Annotated in this window: 12 protein-coding genes, 1 tRNA gene and 2 pseudogenes; 13 read left to right on the top strand and 2 right to left on the bottom strand. The window is 71.4% G+C overall.

Annotation, left to right across the window (positions count from 1 at the left end; all coding sequences use genetic code 11):
- Positions 1 to 7 precede the first annotated feature (7 nt).
- The 3 genes from JN350_RS12870 to JN350_RS20280 are packed head-to-tail and all read left to right on the top strand — an operon-like array spanning position 8 to position 1592.
- Entirely contained in the window at positions 8 to 205 is a 198-nt protein-coding gene (locus JN350_RS12870; protein WP_205462452.1) for a hypothetical protein, read from the top strand.
- A 59-nt stretch (positions 206 to 264) separates the two neighbouring features.
- Positions 265 to 975, top strand: a complete 711-nt coding sequence (locus tag JN350_RS20285; protein ID WP_275897988.1) for an FAD-dependent oxidoreductase — start codon at positions 265 to 267, stop codon at positions 973 to 975.
- On the top strand, positions 873 to 1592 hold the full coding sequence (locus JN350_RS20280; RefSeq protein ID WP_461964440.1) for an NAD(P)/FAD-dependent oxidoreductase: 720 nt from the start codon (positions 873 to 875) through the stop codon (positions 1590 to 1592). The genes JN350_RS20285 and JN350_RS20280 overlap by 103 nt, the downstream gene beginning before the upstream one ends.
- Before the next feature lie 377 nt (positions 1593 to 1969).
- On the opposite strand, the gene JN350_RS12860 is transcribed toward JN350_RS20280, so the two are convergent.
- A tRNA-Leu gene (locus JN350_RS12860) sits at positions 1970 to 2055 on the bottom strand.
- 183 nt (positions 2056 to 2238) lie between these two features.
- On the opposite strand from JN350_RS12860, the pseudogene JN350_RS12855 reads away from it, so the two are divergent.
- From JN350_RS12855 to mshC, 3 genes and pseudogenes are all read left to right on the top strand, one after another.
- Positions 2239 to 3554: pseudogene (locus tag JN350_RS12855) on the top strand (M20/M25/M40 family metallo-hydrolase).
- A gap of 59 nt (positions 3555 to 3613) precedes the next feature.
- Positions 3614 to 4445 (top strand): annotated as a pseudogene (locus JN350_RS12850) (undecaprenyl-diphosphate phosphatase).
- Positions 4442 to 5686: a cysteine--1-D-myo-inosityl 2-amino-2-deoxy-alpha-D-glucopyranoside ligase gene (gene mshC, locus JN350_RS12845; RefSeq protein WP_205462451.1), complete on the top strand. Its 1245-nt coding sequence runs from the start codon at positions 4442 to 4444 to the stop codon at positions 5684 to 5686. The pseudogene JN350_RS12850 and the gene mshC overlap by 4 nt, the downstream one beginning before the upstream one ends.
- A gap of 246 nt (positions 5687 to 5932) precedes the next feature.
- Here the strand turns inward: mshC and JN350_RS12840 are convergent, their stop codons facing one another.
- A complete protein-coding gene (locus tag JN350_RS12840; protein ID WP_461963019.1) occupies positions 5933 to 6937 on the bottom strand; it encodes a proteasome assembly chaperone family protein in 1005 nt (334 codons plus the stop codon).
- A gap of 182 nt (positions 6938 to 7119) precedes the next feature.
- Here JN350_RS12840 and JN350_RS12835 point away from each other — a divergent pair, with 182 nt between their 5' ends.
- The 7 genes from JN350_RS12835 (at position 7120) to JN350_RS12815 (ending at position 12016) form a co-directional block, all read left to right on the top strand.
- Positions 7120 to 7878, top strand: a complete 759-nt coding sequence (locus tag JN350_RS12835) for an HAD family hydrolase (protein ID WP_240347316.1) — start codon at positions 7120 to 7122, stop codon at positions 7876 to 7878.
- Positions 7875 to 8981 carry a tRNA (adenine-N1)-methyltransferase gene (locus JN350_RS12830; RefSeq protein ID WP_240347315.1) on the top strand — a complete coding sequence of 369 codons (1107 nt, stop codon included), beginning with the start codon at positions 7875 to 7877 and terminating at the stop codon, positions 8979 to 8981. Before JN350_RS12835 ends, JN350_RS12830 begins: the two co-directional genes overlap by 4 nt.
- Before the next feature lie 43 nt (positions 8982 to 9024).
- A complete protein-coding gene (locus JN350_RS20275; protein ID WP_275897987.1) occupies positions 9025 to 9150 on the top strand; it encodes a hypothetical protein in 126 nt (41 codons plus the stop codon).
- Entirely contained in the window at positions 9147 to 9950 is an 804-nt protein-coding gene (locus JN350_RS12825; RefSeq protein ID WP_205462450.1) for an FKBP-type peptidyl-prolyl cis-trans isomerase, read from the top strand. Before JN350_RS20275 ends, JN350_RS12825 begins: the two co-directional genes overlap by 4 nt.
- A gap of 71 nt (positions 9951 to 10021) precedes the next feature.
- Entirely contained in the window at positions 10022 to 10819 is a 798-nt protein-coding gene (locus JN350_RS20270) for a WYL domain-containing protein (protein ID WP_275897986.1), read from the top strand.
- Complete coding sequence (locus tag JN350_RS20265; RefSeq protein ID WP_461963015.1) at positions 10816 to 11052, top strand: WCX domain-containing protein; 237 nt, start codon at positions 10816 to 10818, stop codon at positions 11050 to 11052. The genes JN350_RS20270 and JN350_RS20265 overlap by 4 nt, the downstream gene beginning before the upstream one ends.
- On the top strand, positions 11045 to 12016 hold the full coding sequence (locus tag JN350_RS12815; RefSeq protein WP_205462449.1) for a helix-turn-helix transcriptional regulator: 972 nt from the start codon (positions 11045 to 11047) through the stop codon (positions 12014 to 12016). The genes JN350_RS20265 and JN350_RS12815 overlap by 8 nt, the downstream gene beginning before the upstream one ends.
- Positions 12017 to 12113: the final 97 nt, after the last annotated feature.

Below are 12113 nucleotides of genomic sequence, written 5' to 3'. Positions count from 1 at the left end.
TCCGCCCGTGATCGAGTCCGTCGACGAGAGCACCTGGTACGTCAAGCGCGACGCGGAGTCCTCCCCAGAGGCGATCATCGACCGGTTCGGTGGTGGCTACCGCTTGCGACGGTTCTCGTTGACCGAGTCCCGACGCACCGCGCACGGGGTCTACATGGGCCTCGACCTCGCCGAGACGGCCTGGTGGCGACTCCGAGAGCGCTGATTCGCTCAGGAAGTGCGGCGTTCATGACGTTGACGGCCCGTATCCGGTAGACCGGAGGAATGGCAGACTCGATCCCTCACGTCCTCGTCCTCGGCGGCGGCTCCGCTGGCTACAGCACCGTCAAGCAGCTGCAGAAGCACGCCGCGACCGTGCCCATGCGCATCACGCTCGTGGACCAGAACACCTACTACACGTACCTGCCGTTCCTGCCCGAGGTCGCCGGCGGCCACATCGCCCCGAAGGACGTGACCGTCGAGCTGCGCCGTGCGCTCCGCAAGACCCGCGTCATCCAGGGCAAGGTCACCGGCATCTCGTCGAAGGAGAAGACCGTCTCGATCGCGACCGCCGGTGGCGACGACCGCACGCTCGGCTACGACCAGCTCGTCGTCGCGCTCGGTTCGGTCACCCGCACCTTCCCGACCCCCGGGCTCGAGGAGTACGGCGTCGGCTTCAAGAGCGTCGAAGAGGCCGCCTACGTGCGCGCCAAGCTCCTCGACAACATCGCCAAGGCCGCTGCCACCCGTGACGAGGACGAGCGTCGTCGTCTGCTGACCAGCGTCTTCGTCGGCGGTGGCTACACCGGCGTCGAGGCGATCGGCGAACTGTTCGACGTCTCGCAGGCCGCGATCAAGACCTACCCGTCGCTCGCGGGGAGCAGCCCCGCTGGATCCTCATCGACGCGCTCGACCGCGTCGCGCCCGAGGTCGGCCCGGAGCTGTCCAAGTGGACGCTCGAGTCGCTCCGCGCCCGCGGCATCGACGTGCGCCTGAAGACCACCATGCCGAGCGCCGAGGGCGGCATCGTCAAGCTCTCCGACGGCGACGAGATCCCGACCGGGCTGCTCGTCTGGACTGCGGGCGTCAAGCCGAACCCGCTGCTCGACGCCTCCGACCTGCCCCGCGGACCGAAGGGGCACCTCGCCGCCAACGCGAAGCTCCAGGTCGAGGCCGAGGACACGCACGAGGTCGTCCCCGGTGTCTGGGGTCTCGGCGACGTCGCACAGGTGCCCGACCTGACCGCCGACAAGCAGCCGGCGTTCTACCCGCCGAACGCGCAGAACGCCGTCCGCCAGGCCGTCGTCGCGGCGGACAACGTCGTCGCGACGATCACCGGCAAGCCCCTCGAGGAGTACCGCCACCCCTCGATCGGCACGGTCGCCTCGTACGGTGTCGCCAAGGGTGCCGCGAACATCAAGGGCATCAAGATGACGAACCTGCTGGCCTGGCTCGCCCACCGTGCGTACCACGTGTACGCGATGCCGACGCTGAACCGCAAGGCGCGCATCGTCATCGGCTGGGTCACCGGTGCCGTCTCGGGCCGCGACGCGACCTCGCTCATCAAGGAGACCGACCCGCGCCGCAACTTCGTCGAGGCGTCGAAGAGCTAGGAGACCGAACGCGGCATCAGGCCGCAACTCCGTCGAGGGGTCGAAGTCCGAGACGCGACCACCTGACGGACAGGAGGCGCGGTGCCAGCTGGCACCGCGCCTCCTGTCCGTTGGTGCGTGCGCTGCAACCCGCGCCCCGACCCGTCCCGCAACGACACCATCGAGGTCGTACGACGTCGATCTCGTCGCTCGGCCGCGACCGTAGCGATCTGGCTGTCGCCCCATCCATGGCCGCGCCCCCACCCCCGGCCGTGAGCGCAGCGAACTGGCCATCCCCGAGGCGGTGACGCCCTGAGCGCAGCGATGGCGGCACTCGCCGGGAGGCACAACAGAAAATGCCCCCGGACCGAAAGGTCAGGGGGCACCGGATGTTTCTGTGTCCGAAGGGGGACTTGAACCCCCACGCCCTAATACGGGCACTAGCACCTCAAGCTAGCGCGTCTACCAATTCCGCCATCCGGACTGGATGTGTGGCGATTTCCCCGGGTTTCCCCGGCGTCCCTGCCGAGAGAAAACACTAGCACGGGTCTGAACGCCCGATGAACACGGCCGCGCATCCCGGGCGCGTCCGTTGGGCTGGGTTCCCGGCGCGTCCTGCGGAGTCACCGGGCCGGGGCTCGTCGGTGGGGACCGATACCGTGGAGGCATGACGAACCCGGAGTCGACCGCGACCGAGCTCGAAGCCACTGCGGCGATCGCGCGCGACCTGATCCGCATCGACACCACGAACTGGGGCGAGGGGAAGTCGCGCGGCGAGACCGAGGCGGCGCACTACGTCGAGGACAAGCTGCGTGGGCTGGGCCTCGAGCCGCAGTTGTTCGAGTCCGAGCCGGATCGCGTCAGTGTCGTCGCGCGGGTTCCCGGTCGCGATCGCGACAAGCCGGCCCTCGTGGTGCACGGGCACCTCGACGTCGTGCCGGCCGATCCGGCGAACTGGTCGGTGGACCCCTTCGGCGGCGTCGTGAAGGACGGCTCGCTGTGGGGGCGGGGCGCCGTCGACATGAAGAACATGGACGCCATGATGCTCACGTCGCTGTCGGACGTCATCGCGGCGCAGGGGGCACCCGAGCGCGACCTGGTGATCGCGTACTTCGCCGACGAGGAAGCCGGGGAGTGCTCGGCTCGCACCACGTCGTCGAGCACCACCCAGAGGTCTTCGCCGGGGCCAGTGCCGCCATCAGCGAGGTGGGCGGGTACTCGATCACCCTCGGCGACCGTCGCGCCTACCTGCTGCAGACGGGCGAGAAGGCGCTGATGTGGATCAAGCTCGTCGCCCGTGGCACCGCTGCGCACGGTTCGCACGTCATCCGTGACAACGCCGTGACGAAGCTCGCCGCGGCCGTCGCCCGGATCGGCAGCGAGGAGTGGCCGGTGCGTCTGTCCGCCACGACGGACGCGATGGTCGCCGAGGTCGCTCGGTTCCTGGGCGTCGACCCGACCGTGACGGGCCCGGACGAGGTCGCGCTCGCGACCGGGTCGGCCTCGCGGTTCATCCACGCCGCCCTGCACACCACGACGAACCCGACGGTCCTGACCGCGGGGTACAAGCACAACGTGATCCCGGACACGGCCGAGGCGCTCGTCGACATCCGCTGCCTGCCCGGCGACGAGGAGTCGGTGCTGGCGCGCGTGCGGGAGCTCGCCGGCGACGAGGTCGAGGTCGTGATGTCCTTCCGCGACATCGGCCTCGAGCAGGACTTCGGCGGACCGCTCGTCGACGCCGTCCGTGACGTCCTCGGCCGCCACGACCCGGGCGCACCGGTGCTTCCCTACCTGCTGTCCGGCGGCACGGACAACAAGGCGCTGTCGACACTCGGGATCGCCGGGTACGGCTTCGTGCCGCTGCAGCTGCCCGCCGGCGTGGACTTCCCGGCGATGTTCCACGGCGTCGACGAGCGGGTGCCGCTCGACTCGCTGGCCTTCGGTCGGCGTGTTCTCGGGGACCTCCTGGCCACGTACTGATATTGTTCATGGTCGCCTGCGTGGCGGTGTCCTGACCGACCTCCCCGAAAGGCCCGTGCGTGCACATCCTCGAGGCGATCTTCCTCGGCTTCGTCCAGGGGCTCACCGAGTTCCTGCCGGTGTCCTCCAGCGCGCACCTGCGCATCGTCGGGCTGTTCCTGCCCGATGCGAAGGACCCGGGCGCGGCCTTCACCGCGGTGACCCAGCTCGGCACCGAGACCGCGGTGCTCATCTACTTCTGGAAGGACATCACCCGGATCATCGGGCGGTGGTTCCGTTCCGTGTTCCGGCGCGACGTCCCGAAGGGCGACCCCGACGTGCGTCTCGGGTGGCTCGTGATCCTCGGCACGATCCCGATCGGCATCGCGGGGCTCCTGCTGAAGGACTCCATCGAGACCACGTTCCGCTCGCTCTGGATCGTCGCGATCGTGCTCATCGTCTTCGGCATCGTGCTCGGTGTGCTCGACGTCGTCGGCCGCAAGGAACGTCGGATCGAACACATGACCTTCGGTGGCGGCATCCTGATCGGTCTGGCGCAGGTGCTGGCACTCGTCCCCGGGGTCTCGCGCTCCGGAGCGACCGTGTCGATGGGGCTCGCACTCGGCTACACGCGACCGGCAGCGGCGCGGTTCGCGTTCCTGCTGGCCGTCCCCGCGGTGTTCCTGTCCGGGCTGTACGAGGCCGCGACGAGTCTCGGTGACCACGGAGCGCCGTTCGGACTCGCCGACACGCTCATCGCGACGGTGGTGGCGTTCGTCGTCGGCTTCGTGGTGATCGCGGCGTTCATGAACTACATCAGCAAGCGCAGCTTCCATGCCGTTCGTCGTCTACCGCATCGCACTCGGTATCGTTCTCATCGTGTTGTTGTCGCTCGGAGTGATCCAGCCGTGAGGGCCTGGCAGGCCCCGTCCGTTCCCGACGTCCCCGGCGCAGCGCCGCGGCCCGTCGTGCACGACACCGCCACCGGCAAGCCGGTCGACCCGACGCAGGGCGACGAGCGCGCTGCGCTGTACGTCTGCGGGATCACCCCGTACGACGCCACCCACCTCGGGCACGCGGCGACCTACCTGGCGTTCGACACGCTCGGCCGTGCGTGGCGCGACGCCGGCCTCGACGTCGAGTACGCACAGAACGTCACCGACGTCGACGACCCGCTGCTCGAGCGCGCCACCCGCGACGGCGTCGACTGGCGCGAGCTCGCCGCGTCGCAGATCGACCTCTTCCGCCGCGACATGGAATCGCTCCGGATCCTGCCGCCCGACGACTTCGTCGCCGTCACCGACGAGGTCGACCGCGTCGCCGAGGCCGTCGCGTTCCTGCAGGAGACCGGCTCCGCCTACGAGGTCCCCACCCCGGACGCCGAGGGCGACGACCTGTACTTCGACGTGAACCACCCCACCGACGCGTGGTCGCTCGGCGACGAGAGTGGCCTGGACCGCGAGACCATGCTCACGCTCGCTGCCGAGCGCGGCGGCGACCCGGAGCGCCCCGGCAAGCGTGATCCGCTCGACCCGCTGCTCTGGCGTGCGGCCCGCGACGGTGAGCCGAGCTGGGACTCCGAGATCGGCCCCGGCCGGCCCGGCTGGCACATCGAGTGCAGTGTCATCGCCGGCGACCGTCTCGGCCTGCCGATCAGCGTGCAGGGCGGCGGCAGCGACCTCGTCTTCCCACACCACGAGATGAGCGCGGGACACGCAGCGGCCCTGGCGCACCAGCCCCTGGCGCACGCGTTCGTGCACACCGGGATGATCGCCTACCAGGGCACGAAGATCTCCAAGTCGCTCGGAAACCTCGTCACGGTGCGAGGGCTGCTCGACGACGGCGCGGACCCCCGGGCGATCCGGCTCGCGCTGCTGTCGCACAAGTACTCCGACGACTGGGAGTGGTTCGACGCCGAGCTCACGAGTGCCACGACGCGCCTCGCGACCTGGGACGCGTGGGCATCGGGGGCTTCTGCCGGGCACGTCGACGACGCGGCCGACGCCGCCTCGCGGATCCGGGCTCGGGTCTCCGACGACCTCGACACGCCGGGTGCGGTCGCCGCGGTCGACACCGCGATCGCCGGGGGCACGGCCTGCTCGCCCGAGCTCGCCGACCTGATCGACGCGCTGCTCGGCATCCGCCTGGCCTGAGCCCGAGCCGAGTCGGGCTGGCTGTCGGTCTGCGTCGTCAGGTGACGACACGTCGTGTGCCGCTCGCCGGTCGGTCAGGAACTGTCGCCTGGGTGGGCGGCAACCGACAATTCGCGACCAGCCTGCGGAGGTGAGCGGGGTGCCGTGACCACTCGCGACCCCTGGACAGGAGGCCCGTGGCGGCCCCGTCCCGTGCCTCCCGTCCGCCGTGCGGTCGCAACACGTCGTGTGGGTGCCGCCGACAGGTCAGGAACTGTCGGCCAGGCGGGCGGAAACCGACAGTTCGCGACCACTCGACGGAAGTGAGCGGGGTGTCGTGACCACACGCCCCGCACGCCCCGCGCGCGCCCTACTGCTGGGGCGGCTGCGGGGGCCGCCAGGGCCCCTCGCCACCGGCGGTACCGCCGTCCTTGCCGTCCTTGTGCTCGCGCCGCCGCAGGTACTGCTCGAACTCCTGCGCGATCGCGTCGCCCGAGGCCTCGGGGAGTCGACGGTGTCGCGGGCCTGCTCGAGCTGCCCGATGTACGAGGCCATGTCCTCGTCGTCGGCGGCGAGGGCGTCGATGCCGTCCTCCCACTCGGTGGCGTCGTCGAGCAGGGTGCCGCGCGGCACCGTGACGTCGGTGAGCTCCTCGATCTTGTCGAGCAGCGAGAGGGTCGCCTTGGGCGACGGCGAGTTGTGCACGTAGTGCGGGACCGAGGCCCAGAGCGACAGCGTGGTCAGCCCGGCCTTGTCCATGGCGTCGGCCAGGACGCCGAGGATGCCGGTCGGGCCCTCGTACGAGGACTTGTCGACGTCGAACGCGGTGCGGACGCCGGCGTTCTCGCTCGACACGAAGACCGAGATCGGGCGGGTGTGCGGGACATCGGCCAGCATCGCGCCGACGAAGACGACGGCGTCGATCGAGTACACGTCGGCGAGGTCGATGATCTCGGCGCAGAAGCCGCGCCAGGTGCGCGAGGGCTCCGGACCGACGAGGACGAACACGTCGCGGTCGGTCGGGGAGCCGGTGGCGCCGATGACCGGACGGCCCTCGGCTCCGGGGCCGTGCAGCACGATGCGGGGCCACTGCACCCCGCGTGCGCCGGTCTCGTCGGACCCCATGGTCGGGCGGTTGAACTGGTAGTCGACGTACCGCTCGCCGTCGAGCTCGCGCAGCTCGTCGAGCTCGAGGGACTCGACGATGCGTCGGGCGAGTCCGCTCGCGGCTTCGCCGGCGTCGTTCCAGCCCTCGAAGGCGACGACGAGCAACCGGCCGTCGCTGAAGGGGAGTGCTGTGGCACGGAGCGGACCTCCTGGTGGTGGAGCGGAGCGGGGCGGGCGCGACGAGGCACCCGGCCGGACACGATGCAGGCATCCACTGTAGGCCCCGGGGACGCCCGCGGGCATGCGCGTCCGCGCCCAGCGGAACGGCCCCGGTAGACTCGTCGCCCGTGACCGCGCATCCTCCTGCCCTCGTCCCGCCCGCAGCCGTGCTGTGGGACATGGACGGCACGATCATCGACACCGAGCCGATCTGGCAGCGTTCCCAGGTCGACCTGACGAACCGCTACGGCGCCGAGTGGACCCACGAGGACGGCCTGTCCCTGGTCGGTTCCGGCCTCGAGCGCTCCGGCGAGCTCCTGCGCGCCAAGGGCGTCGACATGGAGGTCGAAGAGATCATCCAGTGGATGACCGACTACGTGATGGAGCACCTGCGCGCAGGTGAGCTGCCGTGGCGCCCGGGTGCCCGCGAACTCGTCGAGGAGCTCCACGCCCGCGGCATCCCCACCGCGCTGGTGACGATGTCCCGCCGCAAGATGGCACTCGTCGCCGCCGAGGCACTGGGCGAGCGCGGGTTCCGCGTCGTCGTGGCCGGGGACGACGTGGACCGTCCGAAGCCGTTCCCGGACGCCTACCTCGCCGCCGCCGCCCAGCTCGGCGTCGAGCCGACCGCGTGCGTCGCGATCGAGGACTCCGCCACCGGCGTCGCCTCGGCCGTCGCCTCCGGCGCCGTCACGGTCGCCGTGGAGCACATCGTCCCGCTGTCCGAGATCGCCGGCGGTGACGTGCACCTGACCACCCTGTCGGGTGTCGACGTCGACCGCCTGGTCGAGTTGACGGGGCCGGCGCTGGCCGCACGCGCTGCCGTGACGGGAGGCCCGGCTCCTGACCCGGCGCACGCTGCGGACACCGAGGGAGTCACCCGATGAGCCACACCGACGACCCGACAGCGGCCCTGCCGCACACCGCCGGTGGCGCACCCCACACGCCGCCGCGTGGCCCGTTCCGGGCCGGCGACCGCGTGCAGCTGACCGGTCCGAAGGGCAAGCTCACGACGCTGTCCCTCGAGACCGCCGGCGAGTACCACACGCACCGCGGCGTCCTCCGGCACGACGACGTCATCGGCCAGCCCGACGGCTCGGTGATCCGTGCCAGCACGGGCGACGAGTACCTGGCCCTCCGCCCGCTGCTCAACGACTACGTGATGTCGATGCCGCGTGGCGCCGCCATCGTCTACCCGAAGGACGCCGCCCAGATCGTGGCGTTCGCGGACGTCTTCCCGGGCGCCCGGGTGGTCGAGGCGGGCGTCGGATCGGGTGCCCTCTCCCTGTTCCTGCTGCGGGCGATCGGTCCCACGGGGCAGCTGCAGTCGTTCGAGCGTCGCGAGGAGTTCGCCGCGATCGCGCAGGGCAACGTCGGCACGTTCCTCGGCGCCGTCCCGGACAACTGGTCGGTGACCGTCGGCGACCTGGTCGAGGAGCTCCTCGGCGCCGTCGACGAGCAGAGCGTCGACCGCGTGGTCCTCGACATGCTCGCGCCGTGGGAGTGCGTCGACGCCGCCGCCGACGCCCTCGTGCCCGGCGGGCTCATCGTCTGCTACGTCGCGACCGTCACCCAGCTGTCCCGCACGGCCGAGGCCCTGCGCGACACCGGCCGCTTCACCGACCCGATGCCGAGCGAGACCCTGGTCCGCACCTGGCACGTCGAAGGGCTCGCCGTCCGACCGGACCACCGCATGGTCGGGCACACCGGGTTCCTCATCACAGCCCGCCGTCTCGCCGACGGAACCGTCCTGCCGAACCTGAAGCGCCGCGCGGGCAAGGTCGAGTTCTCCGACGAGGACATCGAGGCCTGGACCCCCGGCGCCGTGGGCGAGCGCGCGACGAGCGACAAGAAGCTCCGCAAGGTCGCACGGCAGTCGGCGGCGCAGGCCCGCAAGGTCGCCGCTGCCGAGGCCGGGTCCGCAGCCGCCGCTGCCGAGGGGTCCGAGCCCGTCAGCGACGCGTCCGAGCCGACCGACGGCGAACGGTAGGCTGACGGACGTGCCCGTCCTGCATCGAACGGAAAGAGGGTCCGTGCGCACCATCCCCGCACTCCTGGTCACCATCGGTCTCGTGGCGTCGCTCACGGCGTGCGCCTCGAACGGCGCCGGCACCACCCCTCGAGCTGCGCCGCACCCGGTGCGGCGTCCGAAGCGGTGACCGCCACCGGCGCGTTCGGCAAGGAGCCGAAGGTGTCGATCCCGAGCGGACTCACCACGAAGGGCACGCAGGTCTCCGTCCTGAAGCAGGGCAACGGCCGCACCATCGACGACGGCACGCCCGTCCTGATCGAGTACACGCTCGTCGACGGCGCCACCGGCGAGGTCGCGCAGACCAGCGGGTACTCCGGGCAGACGGCCCCGATCACCGCCGGGGCGAGCAACTACGGCGCCCTCGGCGAATCGCTCGAGTGCGCGCAGGTCGGCGACCGCCTGGCCGTCGCGCTGCCGAAGAGCGCCCTCAGCAGCTCGGACACCAGCGCGACCACCGACAGCGGCTCGTCGACGAAGACCGAGGACGCCGTCATCGCCGTCATCGACGTCAAGCGGGCCTTCGACGCCCGCGCGACCGGCACCCCGCAGCTCGCCGGAGACAAGATGCCCGCCGTCGTGCTCGCACCGTCTGGCGCCCCCGGCATCACGATCCCGTCGTGGAACGCGCCGAAGTCGAACGAGACGCACCTGCTCCGCAAGGGGTCCGGTCGCGTGCTCACCGCGAAGGACACCGCGGTCATCAAGTACACCGCCGTGACGTGGGGCACTGACCCGTCCGTGGCCGGCTCCAGCTGGACCGACGGCTCGGGTGCGCAGACCGTGCCGCTCACCAAGGGCCAGGTCGACGAGGGCGTGCGGGGCGCCATCGTCGGGCACCACGTCGGCGACCAGGTCCTGGCCGTCGTGAACCAGCAGGGCACCGCCTACGCGTACGTCATCGACGTGCTCGGAGCGATGTCGAGCTGACGCTCCCACACCGTCCACCGACCGCGGCGCGGGTGCACTCCGGTGCACCCGCGCTGCCGTAGGATCGCCTCGTGCCAGCGACCCGTGTGCCCCGTGTGCCCGCAGAGGAGCGGCTGTTCAGCCTCGTGCTCGCGCTGCTCTCGACGGAGTCCGGGCTGACCAAGGCGGAGATCCTGACCAACGTGCAGGGCTACCGCCAGCGGTTCACGCCGGGTGGGGACAACGCTTCGCTCGAGCGCCAGTTCGAGCGTGACAAGGACGACGTCCGCGAGCTCGGCATCCCGCTCGAGACCATCGAGACACCGGGTGCCGCCGGCAACAACCAGACGCTGCGCTACCGGATCCCGAAGGGCGAGTACGACCTGCCCGTGGACGTCCGCTTCACGCCGGACGAGTCCGCGCTGCTGTCGCTGGCCGCCATGGCCTGGCGTGAAGGCGCCTTGTCCGCCGACTCCCGTCGCGGGCTGCTGAAGGTCCGGTCCGCGGGTTCCGAGGACGACGACGGCGCACTCCAGCTCGGCGTCGACGCGTACGCCCCGCGGCTCCGGGCACGCGACGCGGCGTTCGAGCCGCTCCGCTCCGCCCTCGACCGCGGTGCCGCCGTCCGGTTCGACTACATCACCCCGGGCCAGCACGAGGCCCGTCGTCGCGAGGTCGCCCCGCTCGCCCTCGTGCAGCACGGCGGCCGCTGGATGCTCGCCGCCCACGAGTTCGCCACGGACTCGGACAAGAACTACCTGCTCTCACGCATCGTCGGACCCGTCACGCAGTACGACGTCGGGCAGCACACCGCCCCGGTGGGCGCGGGGAGCGCACGCTCGCCGAGCTCGAACGGATCTGGTCCGCCCGCACGGCGCGCATCGCGGTGACCCCCGGATCCGACGCCGAGCGGCGGCTCGCGCGCCGTCGTGACACCGAGACCGACGCCGACGGCGCACTCGTGCTGCACCACGTCGACCCGCAGATCCTGGCCGAGGAACTCGCGGCGTTCGGACCCGAGGTCCGGGTGCTCGAGCCGGAGGACCTGCGGCTGCGCGTCGTCGAGCGGCTCCGCGCGCTCGTGCGCGACCACAGCGACGAAGAGGACCCCGCCCGTGGCTGACGCCCAACCCCTGCAGGCGCAAGACAAGCTCGCCTTCCTGCTCGCTCTGGTGCCGTACCTGATCGACCGCGAGCGCGTCTCGGTGGCCGAGGCCGCTCGCCACTTCGGTGTCCCCGAGGCCCGCATCCGCCGAGCCGTGGAGCTCATCGCGGTGTCGGGGGTCCCCGGTGAGACGATGCAGTACCAGCACGGCGACCTGTTCGACATCGCGTGGGACGACTTCGACCAGAACGAGATGATCGTCCTGACGAACCTCGTCGCCATCGACGACTCGCCCCGACTGTCCGCTCGAGAAGCCTCTGCGCTCATCGCCGGGCTGCAGTACCTCTCCGCGCTGCCCGAGGCCGCTGACCGCGACGCCATCCGCGCACTGATGGCGAAGCTGTCGCGCGGTGCCGGCGGTGCAGCCTCGACGGTCGCCGTCGGTCAGGACCTGCACGACGTCGCCCTCGCGACGATCCGTCGTGCGATGGCCGACGGCCGCGGGCTGTCCTTCGAGTACGCCGGTCCGCGCACCCAGGGCGGCACCCGCCGGGTCGACCCGCTGCGCGTCGAGTCGATCGACACCGACTGGTACCTCCGCGCCTGGGACCTCGACCGGCAGGCGCTCCGGACCTTCCGCCTCGACCGGATGTCCGGTGCACGCGTCGACGACCGTGCGGTGGAGAAGTCGGCCGACCAGGTGGTGATCCCGGACACGCTGTTCCAGCAGTCGGCAGAGGACGTCATCGTCACCGTCGAGCTCGACTCGTCGTCGCTGCCGCTCGTGGCCGACTTCCTCGCCGACACCGCGGACGCTCCCGACGCCGAGGCGCGCGTGCGCATCCGGCTCGCGGCGTCGAACGGCTTCGACGGCGTGGTCCGGCTCGTCGCGGGTCTGCCCGGCCGTGCCGTGGTGCTCGACCCGCCCGCAGCGCGGGACGCGGTGCGCGACTTCGCCGCCTCCGCCCTCGCCGCCGGCTGACGACGCCGCTCGCCGACCGACGCGGCCGACCGACACGACTGACCGCCCCCGTCGACCGCTCCTGCATGTGCGTTCGCACGGAGCGCGCCGAACTGTC

Origin of the sequence: Curtobacterium sp. 24E2 (genome assembly GCF_016925595.1) — a bacterium.
Classification (GTDB): domain Bacteria; phylum Actinomycetota; class Actinomycetes; order Actinomycetales; family Microbacteriaceae; genus Curtobacterium.
Note: the sequence above shows the minus strand (reverse complement) of the source record. Positions and strands in the feature narration are given on the sequence as shown.

Excerpts from the sequence above, each read along its gene's own strand:
- JN350_RS20285 (WP_275897988.1), top strand. The coding sequence starts at position 265 with ATGGCAGACTCGATCCCTCACGTCCTCGTCCTCGGCGGCGGCTCCGCT.
- JN350_RS12830 (WP_240347315.1), top strand. The coding sequence starts at position 7,875 with ATGAGCCACACCGACGACCCGACAGCGGCCCTGCCGCACACCGCCGGT.